The following is a 19030-nucleotide window of genomic DNA, read 5'->3' as shown; positions in this document are numbered from 1 at the left end:
CTCGCGGGTGCATGCACCCGCCAAAGGAGCAGGGCGGTGGAACGGAGGGCGTCGCCCACCCGCGCACGGACGGAGGCCCTCCAGGCCGGGTCGAGACGGGTGAGACGAGCAGCGGGCGGCATGCGCCGGGATCTGCGCTCGACGGGCGGTGCCTGACGTGGGCAGTGGAGAGTCCTGTGCGGCTGTGGGGCTACCATCGCACCAGCCGACGAGGAGGCTCTCATGTGCGGACGGTTCGTGCTCGACTTCGACGAGGCGGGACTGCTGCGCGCCTATGTCGCCACCAAGGCCGACCAGGACGGCCCCGATTGGTCACCCGCCTACTCGATCGCCCCGTCGACCCTCGCGCCCGTCGTCCGCGAGCACTTCGAGGAGGACGGCGAGCTGCTCCGCACCCTCGAGCCCGCACGATGGGGCCTGCACCCCTCCTGGGCGAAGGACAAGGGGCCCCGCCCGATCAACGCGCGCTTCGAGACCGTGACCACCAACGGCATGTTCCGCGGTCCCTTCGCGAGCGCCCGCGTGGTGGTCCCGATGAACGGCTACTACGAGTGGGTCGAGCAGGCCGACGGCGCCAAGCAGCCCTTCTACGTGCACGCCGAACACGGCGGTCTGCTGCACGCGGCCGGTCTCGCCTCCGCGCGCAAGGACGGCGAGGTCTGGCAGATCTCGTTCACGATCATCACCCGCGAGGCGAAGGATGCCGCGGGCGACGTCCACGACCGCATGCCCGCCTACCTCCCGGAGGACATGCTCGGCCGCTGGCTCGCTCCCGACAAGCTCGAGGGCGAGGAGAAGAACGCGCTGCAGCACGAGCTCGGCGAGGCCTCCGACGAGATCGCCACGACGCTGGTCACCCATCCGGTGGACCGCCAGGTCAACAGTGTCCAGAAGACTGACCGCACCGATCCCTCGCTCATCGAGCCCGTCGAGCTGGACTGAGGGCGGGCGCGAGACGGCACGGGTCGCGCTCCGTCTGCACGCGGCGTCCGCCTACACTCGCCGCCATGGGACATGTGCACGGCATCGGCGGCTTCTTCCTGCGTGCCACGGATCCGCAGGGCCTCACCACCTGGTATCGCGACGTGCTGGGACTCGACATCGACGAGAACGGACTGTGGCACCAGCAGGCGGGGCCGACGGCCTTCGCCGCCTTCCCCCAGGACACCGACTACTTCGGGGACTCTGGGCAGACGGCCATGCTCAACCTGCGCGTCGTTGATCTGGATGCGCTGCGCGCGCGGCTCCAGGGGGTCGGGGCGGACGTCGAGGACGAGGTACAGGAGATGGAGAACGTGGGCCGCTTCGGATGGGTGCGAGACCTCGAGGGGAACCGCATCGAGCTGTGGGAGCCGGCGCCGAGCGGCTCCTGAGCCGTCACGCCACCGTGCAGCGGGCTCTGCCGAGCCTCATTCCGCGCCCCCGCGCGAACCCTCATTTCCGCATGTGACGAGGCCCTTCCGTGCGGTACCGGGCGCCGCATACGTTCGGGAGAGATCACGGTCCCGAGGTCGTGATCTGACGAACGACTCCCGAGCCGGAAGGTGCCTCCGCCGTGACCTCACCGAAAGACGCAGAGAAGATCGCAAGGAGGTTCCGCGAGGTCTTCGCGCGGATCGCACCGGGCGCCGTGGAGCGCGAGCGCGAGCACCTGCTGCCGCGCGAGGAGGTCGCCGAGCTCGCGGCCCTCGGGTTCGGCGCGCTGCGCATCCCGATCGCCGACGGCGGCGCGGGCCTGAGCATCCCGCAGGCCGCCCGCATCTGGGTGGACGCCGCCGCGGCCGACTCGAGCCTGCCGCAGATCTTCCGCGGCCAGTTCGCGGTCGTGGAGGACCGCGTGCACACGAGCGAGGACTCGCGCGAGGACTGGCTGCGCCGTTTCCTCGACGGCGAGATCGTCGGCAACTCCTGGAGCGAGGCCTCGGGCTCCACGACCGCGAGCCCCTCGACCCGCCTGGTCTCCTCGCCGCAGGGGCTGCGTCTGCGCGGCCGGAAGTACTACACGACCGGCAGCATCTTCGCCCAGTGGACCGATGCCACCGCGGCCGACGACTCCGGCGAGACCGTCGCGGTCCTCGTGCCCACCGATGATCCCGGCGTGAGCGTGAGCGACGACTGGAACGGCTTCGGGCAGCAGCTCACGGGGACGGGGACGATCGTGTTCGACGACGTCCCCGTCGATCCCGGAAACGTCATCGTCCTCACGGACCGCTTCAGCTACCAGACGGCGCTCTACCAGCTCGTCCTCCTCGTGGTGCAGGCGGGCATCGCCCGCCGGGCCGCCGAGGACGCGGCCGACGCCGTCCGCGCCCGCACGCGCGTGTACAGCCACGGCCTCGCCTCCCGGGCGCGGGACGACGGCCAGATCCTTGCGGTCATCGGGCAGGTCCGCTCCGCGGCCTTCGCCGCCGAGGCGATCGTCGACCGCGCCGCCGAGGCGCTCCAGCGGGCCTCCGACCTCGAGCCGGAGCGCGGCTCCGAGGCGCAGCGGGCGGCCCTCGCCGAGGCCGAGCTCGCCACCGCCGAGGGCCAGGTCGTGCTCGCCGAGCTCGTCCCCGAGGCCGTCACCCGGCTCTTCAACGCCCTCGGCGCCTCGGGCACGAGCATCGACCTGGGCCTCGACCGCCACTGGCGCAACACCCGCACGGTCTCCTCCCACAACCCGGTGATCTACAAGCAGCGCATCATCGGCGACCATCTGGTCAACGGCGCGGATCCCCTCCGTCTCTGGGCCGTCGGCACGGCTTCCGCAGCGGACGGACCGGGGGCGACGGCCGATCCCGCCCCGGAGCATCGCCCCGCCGAGGCCCGAGAGGCGGTCGCCCGCGCATGAGCAAGCAGATCCGCTTCAACGCCTTCGACATGAACTGCGTCGCCCACCAATCGCCGGGACTCTGGCGCTATCCCGGGGACCAGTCCTGGCGCTACAAGGACATCGAGTACTGGCAGGACATCGCGCGGATCGCCGAGCGCGGACTGTTCGACGCCGTGTTCATCGCCGACGTGCTGGGCACCTACGACGCCTTCGACGGCAACGACCTGGCCGCGATCCGCCAGGGCGCGCAGGTGCCCGTGAACGACCCGGTACAGCTCGCGGCGGTCGGAGCGGCCGTCACCGAGCACGTGGGCTTCGGTATCACGGCGGGCACCGCCTTCGAGCACCCGGTGCCCTTCGCCCGGCGCCTGTCGACCCTCGACCACCTCACCAAGGGCCGGGTGGGATGGAACGTCGTCACCGGCTACCTGCCCTCGGCCGCGAAGAACCTCGGCCAGCACGACCTGGTCGAGCACGACGCGCGCTACGACCACGCCGACGAGTACCTCGAGGTGATCTTCAAGCTCCTCGAGGGCTCGTGGGAGGACGACGCCGTGGTCCGCGATGCCGCCTCCGGCGTGTTCACGATCCCCGAGAAGGTGCACCACATCGGGCACCACGGCACCTTCTTCGACGTCCCCGGCATCCACCTCTCGGAGCCCTCGCCCCAGCGCACCCCGGTGGTCTTCCAGGCCGGCGCCTCCCCACGGGGCGTGCGCTTCGCGGCCGAGAACGCCGAGGCGATCTTCATCGGCGGCCCCACCAAGGAGATCGCCCGCAGCACCGTCCAGCGCATCCGGAAGGCGCTCGTGGACGCCGGCCGCGGGCCCTACGACGCGAAGATCTACCTGCTCAGCACGATCATCACCGACGAGACGGCGGCCGGGGCGCGCGCGAAGCACGCGGATCTGCTCTCCTATGCGAGCGTCGAGGGCACGGAGGTGTTCTTCTCCGGCTGGCTCGGCGTGGACTTCGCCGCCTACGACCTCGACCAGCCGCTGGGCGCCGTGCAGTCCAACGCCATCCAGTCCGCGCTCGCCGCCTTCCAGGGCGACAACGAGCGCGGGGAGACCTGGACGGTCCGCGACATCGTGCGGCTCGGCGGCATCGGAGGCCAGGGGCAGGTCTTCGTCGGCTCGCCCTCGGAGATCGCCGACACCCTCGTCGACATCGTCGAGGAGACCGACGTCGACGGCTTCAACCTCGCCTACGCGACCACGCCGGGAACCTTCGAGGACTTCGTGGACCTGGTGGTGCCGGAGCTGCAGCGCCGCGGGGTCTACCCGCAGGAGTACGCGCCGGGGACGCTGCGCCACAAGCTGCTCGGGGCGGGGGACCGCCTGCCCGCGAACCATCGCGGCGCGCAGTACCGGGTGGGCGGGCCGCTCTCGACGATCGACGACGTCACGGGGACGGGCAGGCCCGACCCGGCGTCCGGGCCCGGCCCGGCGACGGCCTGACGCACGCCGCGGGGGAGGGGATCAGGACCGCACGAGACGACGGATCGCCTCGGTGGCCTCGTCGATCTTCTCCTCCGCGTTCGCGCCGCCGCCCTTGACGGCGTCGGCGACGCAGTGGCCCAGGTGATCGTCCAGCAGCTCGAGGGCGACGTTCTCGAGCGCTCGGCTGACGGCGGAGATCTGGGTCAGCACGTCGATGCAGTAGCGGTCGTCCTCGATCATCTTGGCGACGCCGCGCACCTGGCCCTCGATGCGCTTCATGCGGCGCTCGAGAGCCGCCTTGTCCTCGCTGTACCCGTTCATGGCGCTCCTCCCCGTCGGCCGCACGTCCTTCGGCCCGGCCTCGCACGATACCCCTCCCCGGTATGCCCGGCAATGCGCGGACAGTCGACCCGGCATGCCCGAGTCGAGCCGGCTCGAGCCGGCTCGAGCCGGCTCGAGCCGATCCGGGGAGGGGCGTGCGCGGAGCGGCTCAGGCCGCGGCGCGGCTCCCGGCCGAGCGGCGACGCAGCGTCGGATCCAGGATCGGGGGAGTGCTGTACTCCTGGTCCATGCGCCCCACGCCCGTCCCGGGTGCGACGATCTCGTCGATGCGGTCCAGGACGTCGTCCGTCAGCTCGACCTCCGCGGCGGCGAGCGAGTCCTCGAGGTGCTCCATGGTGCGGGGGCCGATGATCGCGGCGCTGACGCCCGGGTGGGCGATCACGAAGGCGAGCGCCATGTGCGTGAGCGTGAGCCCGGAGTCCTGCGCGAGGGCGAGCAGATCCTCCACGGCGTCGATGCGCCGCGGGTCCCGGAGCGCCGCGAACATCTGCGTGCGGCGCAGGTCGCTCTGCCGTCCCCGCCGCACCCTGCCGGTGAGCATGCCGCTGGCCAGCGGGCTCCAGATGATCGTGCCCATGCCGTACCGCTCGGCGACGGGGAGCACCTCGCGCTCCACCGTGCGGTCCAGCAGGGAGTAGTGCGGCTGCTCGGTGCGGAAGCGCTCGAGCCCGCGATCGCGGGCCACCCACTGCGCCTCGACGATCTCGGAGGCCGGCATGTCGGAGGTCCCGATCGCCCGCACCTTCCCGCTGCGCACCAGATCGGTGAGCGCGGAGAGGGTCTCCTGGATGTCGGTGGCCGAGTCCGGGCGGTGCAGCTGCAGCAGGTCCAGATGATCCGTCCCCAGGCGGCGCAGCGAGTTCTCGATCGCCGTCATGATCCAGCGGCGGGACCCGCCGCGGTGGTTGGGGTCCTCGTCGAGCGGACGCCCGAACTTCGAGGCGAGGACCACCTCGTCGCGGCGGCCGCGCAGCGCGCGACCGAGCATCTCCTCGGACTCGCCGTAGGCGTCGGCGGTGTCGACGAGGTTGATGCCCGCGTCCAGCGCGCGCCCCACCATCGCGTCCACCTCCTGCTGGTCGCCGTTGCCGAACGAGCTGAACATCATGGCGCCGAGGGCGAAGGGCGAGACCTGGATCCCTGTGCGGCCGAGCGAGCGGTGCTTCATCTGAGTCCTCCTGGGACGGGGCCGGGCCCGGATGGACCCGGGTAGGCTGGCCGAAGAAACGGAACCTGCGTCCACAACTATGCGGAACGTGGTTCCGGTTGTCAACGTCCTGCCGCGGGACCGAGCGCCCGCGTCCGATCCGAGAGAGGGTGCGCGTGAGCCAGGAGAGGCCGGAGACCCCCGAGAGTCCAGTGAGCGAGGGCGCCCCGCGGCGTCGGCGTGCGGATGCCGAGCGCAATGCCGAGGCCGTGCGCGAGGCGGCGAAGCAGGTGTTCGCGGAGTCCGGGATCGACGCCCCGATGCGCGAGATCGCCGCGCGCGCCGGGGTCGGCGTCGGCACGGTGTACCGCAGCTATCCGCTGCGCTCGGACCTCATCATCGCGGTGTTCCGGCACGAGCTCGAGGCCACCGCCCAGGACGCGAGGACCCTCGCCGACGAGCATCCTCCGCGCGAGGCGCTGCGCCTCTGGACCCGCAGCCTGGCGCGCTTCCTGGCGACGAAGCGGGGCTTCGCGACGGCCCTGCATTCGGGCGATCCCGCCTACGCGCCCCTGCCTGCGCAGTTCCTCGGCGTGCTGGCGCCCGAGGTCCAGCGGATCCTGGACCTCGGAGCGGCCGACGGGACCATGCGCCGCGACATCCGCGCCGAGGACATGATCCACGCGCTCGGGCGGCTCAGCGACGCGGGTCCCGCCGACGGCACGGACGCCGACGCGTCGCGCATGATCGATGTCCTGCTCGACGGCATCGCCGTACGGTGAGCGACGGATCCGGCCGTAGTCTGAGCGCATGAACCGTCGGGCCCGCCCCTCCGCCGCGCGCTCCGGCCGCACCGCCCCCGCCTCCTCGCGACGTGCCGGGCGCAGCGCGTCGGATCGCAGCACCGCCGGCCGGAGCGCCACCCCCGCGTCGGCCGCTCCCGCCGAGCTCCCCGTGCTGCGCGTCGGGTTCATCCCGGGCGTCGAGCCCGACCGGTTCGCGCGGCGCTGGCGCAGCGGGCAGCGCGCCGCCCGGCTCGAGCTGGTCCCCGTCCCGCTCTCCCGTCAGGCCGACGTGCTCGGGACGGGCGAGGTCGACATGTGCTTCGTGCGCCTGCCGCTGGACGCCGACGGATCGGGCACGGCGGGCGGGCTGGGAGAGCTGCACCTCGTCGAGCTCTGGGAGGAGCGCCCGATGGTCGTCGTCGGCATCGAGAACATCCTCTCCCTGCACGAGGAGATCACCGTCGCCGACCTCGCCGAGGACCCGGAGATCCCCTCGGCGCACCCCGACGACGCCGCGGACCGGGTCGCCGTCGTCGCCACCGGGGTCGGCCACGCTCTGCTGCCCATGTCCCTCGCGCGGCTGCACCACCGCAAGGACGTCGTGCACCGGCCCCTCGCGGATGCGCCCGCCACCCGGATCGCCCTGGCCTGGCCGAGGGGGGCCGACGACGCCGTGCGCCAGGAGTTCGTGGGCGCCGTGCGCGGACGCACCGCCCGTTCCTCGCGCTGAGGCGCGCAGCGGGCTGACCACACCGGACGTCCCGTGCGCGCGGCCGGGCGCGGCGTTAGGGTCGTAGCACCGCCGTCGCACCCGAGGAGAACGCCGTGACCGAGTCGTCCCGCATGAACGTCGAGAGCTTCAACCTCGACCACCGCGCCGTGCGCGCCCCGTACATCCGCATCGCCGACCGCAAGACGCTGCCCCACGGCGACGTGCTCACGAAGTTCGACGTGCGCTTCACCCAGCCCAACGTCACCCACCTCGACTCCGAGGTCGTCCACTCGCTCGAGCACCTCATGGCCGAGCACATGCGCAACCACACGGGGGATGTCATCGACGTCTCCCCGATGGGCTGCCGCACGGGCTTCTACGCGCTGCTCTCCGGCGAGCACGAGGTCGCCGACTTCGCGCCGGTCCTCGAGGCCACCCTCCACGACCTGCTGCAGGCCGAGGAGGTCCCCGCCGCGAACGAGGTCCAGTGCGGCTGGGGCGCCCACCACACCCTCACGGGAGCGAAGGACGCCGCCCAGTCGTTCCTCGCCCGCCGCGACGAGTGGGAGGACGTCGGCGCCTGACTCAGGTCGCGTCCATCGCCTCCCGCACCGCGGTGAGCAGGCGCGTCGTCCGGGCGCTGGCGGCGATGTCGTCGACGGTGACGACCTCGCCGTCCTGATCGGCCAGCGGCACCCGCCAGTTCGGGTACTCCGAGTCCGTGCCCGGCTGGTTCTGGATCCTGCGCTCGCCCACGCAGTCCACGAGGGAGACCCCGACGAGCAGCGACGGGGTCCTCGCGAGATAGCGGTGCAGCGCGATGACGGTCGCCTCCACGTTCGCGCGGGGATCGGTGTCCTGCGCGAGCAGCCCCTGCGCGCGCACCGCGTCCAGCACCTTCGCCTGGGCGGCGGCGTCCACGGCGATCTCCTCGTCGAGGTCCCGCTCGAGAAGCCCCAGCTCGTGGCGCAGGCGCACGTGGTCGCCAGCGAGGTAGCCGGCCGTCGGCGGCAGGTCGTGCGTGTTCACCGAGGCCAGGCACAGGCGGCGGTAGGCCTCGGGCGGCAGCGGGTTCCCTTCGGCGTCGTTCTCGAACCACAGGATCGAGGTGCCCAGGATCCCGCGCTCGGTGAGGTAGTCCCGCACCCACGGCTCGAAGGTCCCCAGGTCCTCGCCCACGACGATCGCGCCGGCGCGCTGCGCCTCGAGGGCCAGGATGCCGATCATCGCCTCATGGTCGTAGGTGACGTAGGTGCCCTCGGAGGCGGGCGAGCCGTCGGGGATCCACCAGAGGCGGAACAGGCCCAGCACGTGGTCGATCCGGAGGGCGCCCGCATGGCGCAGCAGCGTGCGCAGCTGGTCGCGCCAGGGTCGGTACCCGGCCGCGGCGAGGGCCTCCGGATGCCAGGGCGGCTGATGCCAGTTCTGGCCCTGCTGGTTGTACTGGTCGGCGGGGGCGCCCACGCCCACGCCCCGCGCGAGCACGTCCCCGAGCCGCCAGGCGTCCGCGCCCACCTCGGTGACGCCCACCGCCAGGTCGTGCATGAGTCCGATCCGCATGCCGCCCTCGCGCGCTCCCGCCTGGGCGGCGGCGAGCTGCTCGTCGAGCACCCACTGCACCCAGGCGTGGAAGGTGATGCGGTCCGCGAGCTCGGTCCGGGCCTGCTGCGCGGCGGGTGAATCGGGTGAGGCGAGCTCCTCCCGCGTCCGGTCGGGGAGCTCCTCGCGGTGCTCGTCCAGCGCGCACCACAGAGCGAAGTCCTCGAGGCCCCTGCCCTCGCGGGCCCGATAGGCGTCGAACAGGGCCTGCCGCGCGGGGGTGCGGGGCGCGGCGAAGATCTCCTCGAGCGCCTCCATCTTCTTCGCGAGCACGGGGTCGCGCTCGAGACGATCGGCTCGCGTGTTCGCGGGGGCGACCTCGCCGCGCAGCATCGCGATCCGCTGACGGGCGTGCTCCGGCAGATCCCGGAACTCGGGGACGTCCTCGGGGCGCACGTACAGGGCGCTCGTGAACCGGCGGGTCACCGGCAGGTACGGGGAGGGCAGCATCGGCGGCACGGGCCGGGAGGCGTGCAGCGGGTTGATGAGCAGGAAGTCGGCGCCATGGCGCACGCCCAGGACCGCGGCGAGATCGCGGGCGTCGGCCAGATCGCCGATGCCCCAGGAGCGGGGCGAGCGCACCGAGTACAGCTGCGCCTGCACGCCCATCGCCCGGCGATCGCCGAGCTCGTCCTGCACGGTGATGCGGGCCGGGGTCACCACGAGCGGGCACTCGCGCTCGCCCTCGCTCGTGTGCGCGCGGATCGTGTGCCAGCCCAGGGGCAGGCCCCGCGGGATCCGGAACGAGGCCTGGCCCCGCCGGGTCCCGTCGAGGTCGTAGGGCGCGGTGAAGTCCTCGACCTGCGTCAGCGGCCGACGGGAGCCGTCCTCGAGGATCACCTCGACCTCGACGGCGGTGCCGTCGACGACGTGCACGGCCAGCGACTCCTCGCGGTCCTCGCGCAGGACGACCACACGGGGCAGCGTCGCCGCCCAGGCGGCGCGGGCGCGGTCGGCGCGGATGCGGCGCACGTCGGCGTCGTCGGCGACCTCGTGGCCGAGGGCGGCCAGCACGCGCATGAGGGTCTCGTCGGCCACCCGTTTGCGGGTGCCGTCCCACCCCCAGAAGTCCGTGCTGACGCCGAGGTCGCGGGCGAGGGAGCGCAGCGCTCCGGGATCCAGGGACATGGCCACATGCTAGTGGCGTCGGCCACGTGCTCCGCCCTCAGGCCCGCGCGGCTCCGCTCAGGTCCAGCTGGGCAGCCACATCCTCCACTCCCACTGGTCGACGTCGATCACCTGGCCCGTCCAGATCGGCCAGAAGAACGCGGAGACCAGCACGATCAGCGTCAGCAGGCTGCCGGCGAGCAGGGTCCCCGCGAGCCGGCGCTCGCCGTCGGCCGACCGGGAGCCGACGAGCAGACCGATCACGTACGCGAGGCACAGGATCATCCAGGGCTCGTAGACCACGGAGTAGAAGGTGAAGATCGTGCGGTCCATGTACATCAGCCACGGCAGGTAGCCGCCGATGATGCCCGTCAGCGCCGACCACGCCCGGCCGTCCCGCTTCCAGATCGCGACCACGAGCACGATCAGGATGCTGAGCGCGCCGAACCACCAGATCAGGGGATTTCCGACGGACAGCACCTGGGAGGCGCACTTCTCGACCTCGCAGCCCATCTCCCCGTAGTCGTAGGAGCGGTAGTAGAAGTTCGTGGGCCGGATCTGCAGGAGCCAGCCCAGCGGGTTCGCCTGGTAGGGGTGCGGGGAGTCCAGGTGGATGTGGAAGTCGTAGGCCTGCGCGTGGTAGTGCCACAGGGAGCGCAGTGCGTTGACCACGGGATTGCCGCCCGCGTGGCCGTTCTCCTCGGCCCAGTGGCGCATGTACCCCTTGGAGGACGCGAACCATCCGGACCACGAGGCCACGTAGACCACGAGCGAGGTGCCGACCATCGCGACGAACGCGGGGACCGCGTCGCGGAACAGACCGTTCTCCCACCAGCGCCGTTCGCCCACCCGTCGCCGGGCCCACCAGTCCCACAGCACGGTCATGATGCCGAAGACCGCGAGGAAGTAGATGCCCGACCACTTCACCGAGCAGGCGAGCCCCAGCAGCACGCCGGCGCTCAGGCGCCAGGGCCGGAAACCGGCCCGGTAGCCCAGCAGCGGGAGCTCCTCGCCGCGGGCGCGGGCGGCGGCGACCGAGCGCGCCAGGCCTTCGCGGAAGCGGTCGCGGTCGATGAGCAGAGCCCCGAACGCGGCCAGCGCGAAGAACATGAGCACGAGGTCCAGCAGCGAGGTGCGGGACATGACCAGGTGCAGGCCGTCGACCGCGAGCAGCAGGCCCGCGATCAGGCCGATGCCCGTGGAGCGGAACAGGCGCCGCCCGATCCGCGCGAGCATGAGCACCGAGAGCGCCCCCAGCAGCGCGACGGAGATCCGCCAGCCCCACGCGGAGTCCCCGCCGAGGGCGAGCATCCCCAGGCCGATGACCCATTTGCCGATCGGCGGATGCACCACGTACTCGCCGCTGTCCTCGGAGGAGTTCACGTCGCCCGAGGTGAAGGCGGGGTCGGGGTCGTCGGGCCAGCTCATCTCGACGCCGTGGTGGACGATCGTCCAGCCGTCCTTGACGTAGTAGGTCTCGTCGAAGATCAGCTCGTGGATCGAGCCCAGGTGGTAGAGCCGGAGCACCAGGGCGAGGGCGCACACGAGCAGCGCCCCGAGCCAGGGCGTCGTGCGCCCCGTGAGATCCATGCAGTGCAGGCGCGTGCGCAGCGACGCCAGGAGGGTGCCCTCGCTCTCGGCCTCGACGGCGTCCTCCCGGGCATCGCGCAGGTGCCGGTGCGGCGCCGCGTGATCGGACTCGGTGCCGACGGTCCCGGTGCCGACGGCCTCGGACCCGTCGGTCCCGGGTTCGGGGCTCCGGGGACCCTCCGGCCCCTCGGCCGCGTCCGCTGGCGTGGTCTGCTGCACGCGGTCATGCTAGGCCATGCCACCTGCGGATCCTCGGTCGACGGGGCCGGGGAGGGGTGGACGTCGGCCCGATCCGACCGCCCTATCATGGGGCGCATGCTCGCCCCCGGAGTCCTGGTCCTGGCCGCCACCCCGATCGGCAACCCGCTGGACGCCTCGGTGCGCCTCGTGCGCGCGCTGGGCGCGGCCGATCTGATCGCCGCCGAGGACACGCGGCGGCTGCGGCGCCTGACCCGCGAGCTCGAGGTCGAGCCGACCGGCCGGGTCATCTCCTACCACGAGCACAACGAGGACGAGCGGACGTCCTGGCTGCTCGACGCCCTGCGCGAGGGGCAGCGCGTGCTGCTGGTGACCGACGCCGGCATGCCTGTGGTCTCCGACCCCGGCTACCGGGCGGTGCGGGCCGCGGCCGAGGCGGGCCTGCCGGTGCAGGTGATCCCCGGCCCCTCGGCCGTCCTCACCGCGCTCGCCGTCTCGGGGCTGGCACCCGACCGCTTCTCCTTCGAGGGCTTCGTGCCGCGCGGTCCCGGACAGCGCGAGAACCTCTTCGCCCAGCTCGCCGACGCCCGGCGGACGCTCGTCTTCTTCGAGTCACCGCGCCGCACGTCGTCCGCGCTCGCCGCGATGCGCGACGGCTTCGGGCCCGAGCGCCGCGCCGTGCTCGCCCGCGAGCTCACCAAGACCCACGAAGAGGTGCTGCGCGGCACCCTGGCCGAGCTCGCCGCGCACACCGCCGAGCACGAGGTGCTGGGCGAGGTCGCGATCGTCGTCGCGGGCGCGGACACCGTCGAGGCCGACCCGGAGGACCTCGTGGCGGAGGTGCTGCGCCGCACCGAGGCGGGGGAGCGGATGAAGGACGCCGCGAAGGCCGTCGCCCGCGGCGCCTCGGGCGTGGGGGCCCGCGAGCTCTACGACGGCGCGCAGAAGCGGCGCGGCTGAGCGCGCTCGGGGAGCGAGCGCGCTCCGAGGAGCGGCGCCGGACCCCGGACATGCGAGAGGGCCCCGACCATGCGGTCGGGGCCCTCTCGGGAGTATCGGCTGCGGGAGATCAGTCGTCGATCTCGATCAGGCCGCGCTGGTAGGCCTTCGCCAGGCGGCGCGGCACGGACGCGGTGCGACCGCGGACCGTCACCTGCACGAGGTCGGCGTTCTGGGCCTTCCACTGCGATCGACGCGAGTGGGTGCGAGCCCGGGACATCTTGAACTTGGGCACTGCCATGGGAACGCTCCTTGACGGTCCTGGATGATGGTCGACGAGGGTGTCCGCCCAGCGGGCTGGCCCGTCCCGGAGGACTGAGGCGACACGGGGCCGCCGGGCGCGCGGAAGGACACGCAACGGTCGATCATTCTGCCACATTCCCCTGGCCACGGCCCGGGTGGGGCAGGTGAGATGCACCACCGGCCCCGCCGTCGGCGCCGACGGGCTCCGTCGGGCGCACGCGGGCTCCCGCCTACGATGTTCCCATGCCGAACGCCCCCGAGGACCCGCGCGCAGCAGGGTCCGCAGCGCCCGACCCCGCCGCGCCCGTGCACCACCGCGAGGACCTCGACCCCCGGCGCTCCTCGCGCGACCGCTCCTGGCCGCCGGTCCCGGAGGCGCTGCCCGCGCCGGTGATCGACAACCACTGCCACCTCGACTTCGCCGACGGCGAGGAGGGGTTGAGCATCGCCGAGCACGTCGCCCGCGCGGCGGAGGCCGGCATCACCGCCCAGATCACCATCGGATCGGACCGCGAGGCCGCCCGGTGGACCGCGCGCCTGTTGGCGAGCGAGGACTGCCCGCCGAGCCTGCGCGGCGGCGTCGCCGTCCACCCCAACGAGGCCGCCCTGCACGCGCGCGGCCACGACCACGAGGGCCGCGCGCTGATCGGCCTGGACGAGGCGCTCGCGGAGATCGACTCCCTGGTGCGCGGCCCCGGGATGGTCGTCGTCGGCGAGACGGGCCTGGACTGGTTCCGCACCTCGAAGAAGGACGAGCAGGCGCGCTCCGCGCAGATCGACGCCTTCCGCCACCACATCGCGCTGGCCAAGGAGACCGGCCTCCCGATGCAGATCCACGACCGCGACGCCCACGCCGACGTCCTGGAGGTCCTCGACGCCGACGGCGCGCCCGAGCGGACCGTCCTGCACTGCTTCTCTGGGGACGTGGAGTTCGCGCGCGAGTGCGTCGCGCGCGGCTACTACCTCTCCTTCGCTGGGAACGTGACGTTCAAGAACGCCCAGAACCTGCGCGACGCCCTCGCCGACGTGGGCCTGGGGCGCGTGATGGTCGAGACCGACGCCCCCTTCCTCACCCCCGTGCCCTACCGCGGGCGCCCGAACTCCTCGTACCTGATCCCGCACACGATGGCGACGATCGCCGAGGTCACCGGCAGCGACCTCGCCGCCGCCTGCGAGCGGATCGCCGCGACCACGCGGGAGGTCTACGGATGGCCGGCGGCATGAGCGGGGACGCGGGAACGGGGGAGAGCGGCTCGATCCTGCTCAGCGGCCGCGACATCCGCGCTCTCGCCGAGGGCGCGGGCCTGAGCCCCAGCAAGCAGCGCGGCCAGAACTTCGTGGTGGATCCCAACACCGTCCGCGTCATCGTCGAGCGCGCCGGGGTGCGCGCGGGGGAGGCAGTCCTCGAGGTCGGACCGGGGCTCGGGTCCCTCACGCTGGGGCTGCTCGAGGCGGGGGCCGACGTCGCCGCGATCGAGCTCGACCGGGGCCTGGCCGATCTGCTCCCGCGCACGCTCACGGGCCGCGGCATCGACGAGGACCGCTTCCGGCTGGTCCACGCCGATGCGCTGGCCGTCACCGAGCTGCCCGCGCTGCCGGGGGCGGGGGAGCCGACGGCGCTGGTCGCGAACCTCCCCTACAACGTCGCGACCCCGATCCTGCTGACCGTCCTCGAGCGCTTCCCTGGCATCGAGCGATGCCTGGTCATGGTGCAGTCCGAGGTCGTCGACCGCTTGGCGGCCGAGCCCGGTTCGCGCGTCTACGGCGCCCCGAGCGCGAAGGCCGCCTGGTACGGGGAGCGGGAGCACGCGGGCCGGATCTCCCGGCGCGTGTTCTGGCCGGTCCCGAACGTCGACTCCGCCCTCGTGCTGCTCACCCGGCGCGCCGAGGCGCTCGGCACCGAGGACGAGCGCGAGCGGACCTTCCGCGTGATCGACGGGGCCTTCGCCCAGCGCCGCAAGATGCTGCGTGCGGCCCTCTCCGGCTGGGCCGGGAGCTCCGCCCGCGCGGGCGACATCATCGCGTCGGCCGGGATCGATCCCACCCGCCGCGGGGAGACGCTCGCGATCGAGGACTTCCTCGCCATCGCGCGCGCCGGCGCCGAGGCGGGTGCCGGGGCCGAGGCAGGCGCCGGGGCCGAGGGGGCGGCGCCGCCGGCGTGAGACCGCACGCCCCTCGGCGGCGCGTCGCCTGTAGCGTGAGATCGGTGCCGTCCGCCGCAGGGGCGGGCGCCAGGTTCGGACGGAGCGGGACGCGACCCCATGTGCGGAATCGTCGGCATGGTCGGCAACGGGCCGGTCAACCAGGACATCTACGACGCCCTCCTGCTGCTGCAGCATCGCGGGCAGGACGCGACCGGGATCGCGACCGCCGAGGCGGACGCGATGATGCACATCGCCAAGGGCCAGGGCATGGTCCGCGAGGCCTTCCGCACGCGGGACATGCGCGCCCTGCGCGGCGAGACGGGCCTGGGCCACGTCCGCTACGCGACCAAGGGCGAGGCCACCCGCGAGGAGGAGGCGCAGCCCTTCTACGTCAACGCGCCCTACGGGATCGTCCTCATCCACAACGGGAACCTCACCAACACCCGTGAGCTCGCCGAGGAGATGGCCCGGCGCGATCGCCGCCACGTGAACTCCACCAGCGACACCGAGCTGCTCGTGAACGTCCTGGCAGGGGAGCTGCAGGAGACCACGTCCTCGGAGCTCCTCGAGCCCGAGGCGATCTTCGAGGCCGTCGGCCGCACCCACGCCCGCATCCGCGGCGCCTATGCCGTGATCTCCGTGATCGCCGGCCACGGGCTGCTCGCCTTCCGCGACCCCCACGGCATCCGCCCGCTGATCCTGGGGCGGCGCCCGGGAGCGACGAGCGAGGAGCACGACGAGTGGGCCGTGGCCAGCGAGTCCCTGGTCCTGGAGAACGGCGGCTACGAGATCGTCCGCGACGTGGAGCCCGGCGAGGCCGTCTTCATCCGGCACGACGGAGCCCTGTTCATGCGCCAGTGCGCAGCCGCGGAGGGCGCCTTGCCCGCCGCGTGCACCCCGTGCGCCTTCGAGTACGTCTACCTCGCCCGCCCCGACTCCGTGATGAACGGCGTGAGCGTCTACGAGTCGCGCCTGCGGATGGGGGAGAGGCTCGCCGCCACCATCGCCGCCCACGTGCCCGTCGAGGAGATCGACGTGGTGATGCCGATCCCGGACTCCTCGCGGCCCGCCGCGATGGAGGTCGCCCGCAGGCTCGGCATCGAGTACCGCGAGGGCTTCTACAAGAACCACTACGTCGGCCGCACCTTCATCATGCCCGGTCAGGCCGTGCGTCGGCGCAGCGTGCGCCAGAAGCTCAACGCGATGTCCCTCGAGTTCCGCGGCAAGCACGTGCTGCTGATCGACGACTCGATCGTGCGCGGCACCACCAGCCAGCAGATCATCGAGATGGCCCGCCGCGCGGGCGCCGCCTCCGTCACCTTCGCCTCCGCCGCGCCGCCGATCCGCCACCCCCACGTGTACGGGATCAACATGCCCTCGCGCGAGGAGCTCGTGGCCCACGGCCGCACGATCCCCGAGATCGCCGAGGTGCTGGGCGCCGACCATCTCGTCTACCAGGAGATCGAGGACCTGCGTGCGGCGATCGTCGAAGGCTCCGAGCTCACCGACCTGGACATGTGCTGCTTCGACGGCCGCTACGTCACGGGTGACATCGACGAGGAGCACCTCGCCTGGGTGCAGGCGTCGCAGGCGTCGTGAGCCGTCGCGGGGCCGTGGTGCTGTAGTCCTCGCCGTTTCGCCTGTTCAACGCCGGCTTCGCGTCCGGCGACCTCGCCTTCACCTGCACGATGACCGGTGTCATCCAGTTGATGCTCGCCGTGGTCTCCGAGCGCTTCGGCCCGGACCTGGGCAGCCGCTCGATGAGCGTCGCCCCGTTCATCACGTGCGCTAACTGTTCGTGCGCATCCGGTCCCGTCGCCAGCTGGGCGGGCAGGAGTCCACGATCGGACTCGGCATCCGCGAGAACCCTCCCGAGGCCACCCGCACCGCCGAGCAGCTCGCCACGATCGTCCGGCTGCGCCTGGGCGAGGCGCTCTTTGCCGACGAGGTCTCCTACCCCGCGCTCCACATCGCTCGGATGACGCTCGATGCCGGGGTCACGAGGCTGATTGAGGCTTCCCCGGCGCGAGTGGTGCCTCGGGGCGGGAGCAGGGCGGGGCGGCGTCGTGACGGGACGGAATGGGCGCGTCGGCGTCCTGGGCGTTTCTGAGCGCGTCGAGTCCTCGGCGGAGATTCGCTGATCGGTTCCTCCACAATGGGGAGTTTTCCACGGGGTTTTCCACTGCTGAGCGGGTGGGTATGGGGGAGGGGAATTTTTTCGCTGGCTTGTCCGCATTCTCGATAGGGGTCTGGTTTTCTGGTGTGCGGCGGGATAGAATTGGACATATCGATCGTGGACGAGAGATCTCGGCTTCATTGGTGAGGCCGACGAATCTTGCGGTTGCGCTAGTCGAATCAGTGTCCCGATTCAGATATGTCGTGTGGGTCGGTGGAATGCCAGGGGAGGGGGTGGGTGGTGTGAGTGCGGTGGAGCAGCCGGAGTCGCAGGGTCGTCTGGACCTGCCTGGGGAGCCGGCGATCGAGTCGACGTTCACGATCCTCGATGACCTGGAGAAGATGACCGGGCGTCAGCGGGAGGACATGCACGTGCACACGCCTCGGTTCGTCGCCGCGCCCCCGGAGGGTGTGAAGCCCTTGTTCATCGTGAAGGAATCCAAGAAGCCGCTGTGCCGGGATGTGGTGGCGCGCAGGGTGAAGGCCCGCCCTGGTGCGGAGCTGACCGCGCAGGTCCGTGCCCTGTGGGACGAGGGTGTCGATGAGTCCTACGAGCTCTCCCGGCGGTTCGTGGCCCTCGCACCCTTCTGGGCGGGGCGTGAGGACATGGACGCAGACCCCTACGAGGTTGAGCAGCAGGATCTGATGGTCGCTGTCGCGATGCGCTGCACTCGCGGCCAGGCCGCTAAGGCCATCACCGACGCCCACCGGGCGGTCGATCTCCTGCCTCGCTGCACTCAGGCGTTGGAGGCGGGGGAGTTTCCGGCGGAGTGGTTCCGGGCCCTGTTGCGGCGCACCGCGGATTTCACGCCGGCGGAAATGGTGCTGGTGGATGTCACGGTCGCTTCGTGGTGTTTGGCGATCATGCCGAGGGTGTTCACGAAATGCCTCGACCTGCTGGTGACGAAGATTCAGCAGCGCCACCCGAAAGAACCCGAAGAAGTCTCCGCCACCCGCCGCCGCATGGTCCTGGATCCTGGGACTCTCGATGGGGTGGCGTCGTTGCGGATCATCGGCCCGGCCCCGGAGATCAAAGCATTGGCGGGGAAGTTCGACCTGGCGGCTCGTGCGGTCCAGAACGCCCAGCGTCATGCCCTGATGGAGGGCACGGAGATCCCGCTGGATCCGGATCGTCGGGTGGAGAACGAGGGCATGCCCCTGTCGTTGAACCTGATCCGCTACCACCTCGCCCACGCCGCGCAGCTCGACACCGGCGGCATCACCGTGCCCGAAGCCAGGTTCCGGTTGAACGTCCTCGTCCCCTTCCTCACCCTGGTCGGTGGGGATGACGCTCCCGGCGTCCTGGAGGATGGGACGCCGATTCCCGCGCAGATGGCGAGAGAGATCGCGGGCAAGAGCGAGGAATGGTTCCGAGTCCTCACGGACCCTTCGAGCGGTGAGTTCTTGCCGCGTCCTGCGGACAAGTACCGGCCGACCGGGGCGATGCTCGAACACCTGAGACTGCGCGGCCAGTCCTGCGGCGTCCCCGGCTGTGAACGCGCAGCGTCTGTGGCCTCGGAGGCGGATCACATCGTGGAGTACAACCATGCGGATCCGGTGTGTGGTGGTCGGACGGCGGTGGAGAACCTGCACTTCCTGTGCTGGTTCCACCACGCGATGAAAACCGCCGGGCGACTCGGGCGTGTCAGATGGTCTGTGTAAGTCCTGACTGAAGGGACCGAGACAATCATGACCATGACCGATGAGAACGAGCGGGAGACGCGCACGGGAG

At 71.9% G+C, this 19030-nt stretch carries 18 protein-coding genes; 13 read left to right on the top strand and 5 right to left on the bottom strand.

All coding sequences use genetic code 11. The annotated features are described in order from the left end of the window. Nucleotides 1-222: 222 nt before the first annotated feature. From ACFQ53_RS14110 to ACFQ53_RS14095, 4 genes are all read left to right on the top strand, one after another. Nucleotides 223-942 carry an SOS response-associated peptidase gene (locus tag ACFQ53_RS14110; RefSeq protein WP_377860725.1) on the top strand — a complete coding sequence of 240 codons (720 nt, stop codon included), beginning with the start codon at nucleotides 223-225 and terminating at the stop codon, nucleotides 940-942. 65 nt (nucleotides 943-1007) lie between these two features. Next, the gene (locus ACFQ53_RS14105) at nucleotides 1008-1373 is read left to right on the top strand and encodes a VOC family protein (RefSeq protein WP_377860723.1); all 366 of its coding nucleotides are present in this window, start codon (nucleotides 1008-1010) and stop codon (nucleotides 1371-1373) included. Between the two features lie 182 nt (nucleotides 1374-1555). Beyond that, nucleotides 1556-2833, top strand: coding sequence for an acyl-CoA dehydrogenase family protein (locus ACFQ53_RS14100; RefSeq protein ID WP_377860721.1), 1278 nt, complete (start codon nucleotides 1556-1558; stop codon nucleotides 2831-2833). Then, a complete protein-coding gene (locus tag ACFQ53_RS14095; RefSeq protein WP_377860719.1) occupies nucleotides 2830-4275 on the top strand; it encodes an LLM class flavin-dependent oxidoreductase in 1446 nt (481 codons plus the stop codon). Before ACFQ53_RS14100 ends, ACFQ53_RS14095 begins: the two co-directional genes overlap by 4 nt. 21 nt (nucleotides 4276-4296) lie before the next feature. Here ACFQ53_RS14095 and ACFQ53_RS14090 read toward each other — a convergent pair whose 3' ends face one another. Both ACFQ53_RS14090 and ACFQ53_RS14085 read right to left on the bottom strand, forming a co-directional pair. Continuing rightward, the gene (locus ACFQ53_RS14090) at nucleotides 4297-4578 is read right to left on the bottom strand and encodes a metal-sensitive transcriptional regulator (RefSeq protein WP_200503839.1); all 282 of its coding nucleotides are present in this window, start codon (nucleotides 4576-4578) and stop codon (nucleotides 4297-4299) included. A gap of 169 nt (nucleotides 4579-4747) precedes the next feature. Then, a complete protein-coding gene (locus tag ACFQ53_RS14085) occupies nucleotides 4748-5767 on the bottom strand; it encodes an aldo/keto reductase (RefSeq protein ID WP_377860717.1) in 1020 nt (339 codons plus the stop codon). A gap of 155 nt (nucleotides 5768-5922) precedes the next feature. Between ACFQ53_RS14085 and ACFQ53_RS14080 the strand changes: the two genes are divergently transcribed. The 3 genes from ACFQ53_RS14080 (at nucleotide 5923) to ACFQ53_RS14070 (ending at nucleotide 7827) form a co-directional block, all read left to right on the top strand. Continuing rightward, entirely contained in the window at nucleotides 5923-6528 is a 606-nt protein-coding gene (locus ACFQ53_RS14080; RefSeq protein ID WP_377860715.1) for a TetR/AcrR family transcriptional regulator, read from the top strand. Between the two features lie 28 nt (nucleotides 6529-6556). Continuing rightward, nucleotides 6557-7261, top strand: a complete 705-nt coding sequence (locus ACFQ53_RS14075; protein WP_377860712.1) for a LysR family transcriptional regulator — start codon at nucleotides 6557-6559, stop codon at nucleotides 7259-7261. A 95-nt stretch (nucleotides 7262-7356) separates the two neighbouring features. Next, entirely contained in the window at nucleotides 7357-7827 is a 471-nt protein-coding gene (locus ACFQ53_RS14070) for an S-ribosylhomocysteine lyase (RefSeq protein ID WP_377860710.1), read from the top strand. A 1-nt stretch (nucleotide 7828) separates the two neighbouring features. Here the strand turns inward: ACFQ53_RS14070 and malQ are convergent, their stop codons facing one another. Both malQ and ACFQ53_RS14060 read right to left on the bottom strand, forming a co-directional pair. Then, nucleotides 7829-9970, bottom strand: coding sequence for a 4-alpha-glucanotransferase (gene malQ, locus ACFQ53_RS14065; protein ID WP_377860708.1), 2142 nt, complete (start codon nucleotides 9968-9970; stop codon nucleotides 7829-7831). A gap of 57 nt (nucleotides 9971-10027) precedes the next feature. Beyond that, nucleotides 10028-11758, bottom strand: coding sequence for a dolichyl-phosphate-mannose--protein mannosyltransferase (locus tag ACFQ53_RS14060; protein WP_377860706.1), 1731 nt, complete (start codon nucleotides 11756-11758; stop codon nucleotides 10028-10030). 96 nt (nucleotides 11759-11854) lie between these two features. Between ACFQ53_RS14060 and rsmI the strand changes: the two genes are divergently transcribed. After that, nucleotides 11855-12697: a 16S rRNA (cytidine(1402)-2'-O)-methyltransferase gene (rsmI, locus tag ACFQ53_RS14055; RefSeq protein ID WP_377860704.1), complete on the top strand. Its 843-nt coding sequence runs from the start codon at nucleotides 11855-11857 to the stop codon at nucleotides 12695-12697. 109 nt (nucleotides 12698-12806) lie between these two features. Here the strand turns inward: rsmI and rpmF are convergent, their stop codons facing one another. Then, the gene (rpmF, locus tag ACFQ53_RS14050) at nucleotides 12807-12977 is read right to left on the bottom strand and encodes a 50S ribosomal protein L32 (protein ID WP_152353254.1); all 171 of its coding nucleotides are present in this window, start codon (nucleotides 12975-12977) and stop codon (nucleotides 12807-12809) included. A 245-nt stretch (nucleotides 12978-13222) separates the two neighbouring features. Here rpmF and ACFQ53_RS14045 point away from each other — a divergent pair, with 245 nt between their 5' ends. The 5 genes from ACFQ53_RS14045 (at nucleotide 13223) to ACFQ53_RS14025 (ending at nucleotide 18960) form a co-directional block, all read left to right on the top strand. After that, a complete protein-coding gene (locus ACFQ53_RS14045; protein ID WP_377860702.1) occupies nucleotides 13223-14203 on the top strand; it encodes a TatD family hydrolase in 981 nt (326 codons plus the stop codon). After that, a complete protein-coding gene (gene rsmA / locus ACFQ53_RS14040; protein ID WP_377860700.1) occupies nucleotides 14200-15141 on the top strand; it encodes a 16S rRNA (adenine(1518)-N(6)/adenine(1519)-N(6))-dimethyltransferase RsmA in 942 nt (313 codons plus the stop codon). The genes ACFQ53_RS14045 and rsmA overlap by 4 nt, the downstream gene beginning before the upstream one ends. 99 nt (nucleotides 15142-15240) lie before the next feature. Beyond that, nucleotides 15241-16722 carry an amidophosphoribosyltransferase gene (gene purF, locus ACFQ53_RS14035; protein WP_377860698.1) on the top strand — a complete coding sequence of 494 codons (1482 nt, stop codon included), beginning with the start codon at nucleotides 15241-15243 and terminating at the stop codon, nucleotides 16720-16722. 199 nt (nucleotides 16723-16921) lie between these two features. Then, a complete protein-coding gene (locus ACFQ53_RS14030; protein WP_377860696.1) occupies nucleotides 16922-17233 on the top strand; it encodes a hypothetical protein in 312 nt (103 codons plus the stop codon). A gap of 317 nt (nucleotides 17234-17550) precedes the next feature. Beyond that, nucleotides 17551-18960, top strand: coding sequence for a DUF222 domain-containing protein (locus tag ACFQ53_RS14025; protein ID WP_377860694.1), 1410 nt, complete (start codon nucleotides 17551-17553; stop codon nucleotides 18958-18960). The last annotated feature ends 70 nt before the right edge of the window (nucleotides 18961-19030 follow it).

It is taken from the genome of Brachybacterium sp. NPDC056505 (assembly GCF_042794925.1).
GTDB classification, from domain to species: Bacteria; Actinomycetota; Actinomycetes; order Actinomycetales; family Dermabacteraceae; genus Brachybacterium; species Brachybacterium kimchii.
The sequence above is the reverse complement of the archived record's forward strand: the minus strand, read 5'-3'. Positions and strand labels throughout refer to the sequence as shown.

What these genes read in the sequence shown, in the direction of transcription:
- ACFQ53_RS14110 (WP_377860725.1), top strand. Translation starts at nt 223, where the DNA reads ATGTGCGGACGGTTCGTGCTCGACTTCGACGAGGCGGGACTGCTGCGC.
- ACFQ53_RS14105 (WP_377860723.1), top strand. Translation starts at nt 1,008, where the DNA reads ATGGGACATGTGCACGGCATCGGCGGCTTCTTCCTGCGTGCCACGGAT.
- ACFQ53_RS14095 (WP_377860719.1), top strand. Translation starts at nt 2,830, where the DNA reads ATGAGCAAGCAGATCCGCTTCAACGCCTTCGACATGAACTGCGTCGCC.
- ACFQ53_RS14090 (WP_200503839.1), bottom strand. Translation starts at nt 4,578, where the DNA reads ATGAACGGGTACAGCGAGGACAAGGCGGCTCTCGAGCGCCGCATGAAG.
- ACFQ53_RS14085 (WP_377860717.1), bottom strand. Translation starts at nt 5,767, where the DNA reads ATGAAGCACCGCTCGCTCGGCCGCACAGGGATCCAGGTCTCGCCCTTC.
- ACFQ53_RS14075 (WP_377860712.1), top strand. Translation starts at nt 6,557, where the DNA reads ATGAACCGTCGGGCCCGCCCCTCCGCCGCGCGCTCCGGCCGCACCGCC.
- malQ (WP_377860708.1), bottom strand. Translation starts at nt 9,970, where the DNA reads ATGTCCCTGGATCCCGGAGCGCTGCGCTCCCTCGCCCGCGACCTCGGC.
- rsmI (WP_377860704.1), top strand. Translation starts at nt 11,855, where the DNA reads ATGCTCGCCCCCGGAGTCCTGGTCCTGGCCGCCACCCCGATCGGCAAC.
- rpmF (WP_152353254.1), bottom strand. Translation starts at nt 12,977, where the DNA reads ATGGCAGTGCCCAAGTTCAAGATGTCCCGGGCTCGCACCCACTCGCGT.
- ACFQ53_RS14045 (WP_377860702.1), top strand. Translation starts at nt 13,223, where the DNA reads ATGCCGAACGCCCCCGAGGACCCGCGCGCAGCAGGGTCCGCAGCGCCC.
- rsmA (WP_377860700.1), top strand. Translation starts at nt 14,200, where the DNA reads ATGAGCGGGGACGCGGGAACGGGGGAGAGCGGCTCGATCCTGCTCAGC.
- purF (WP_377860698.1), top strand. Translation starts at nt 15,241, where the DNA reads ATGTGCGGAATCGTCGGCATGGTCGGCAACGGGCCGGTCAACCAGGAC.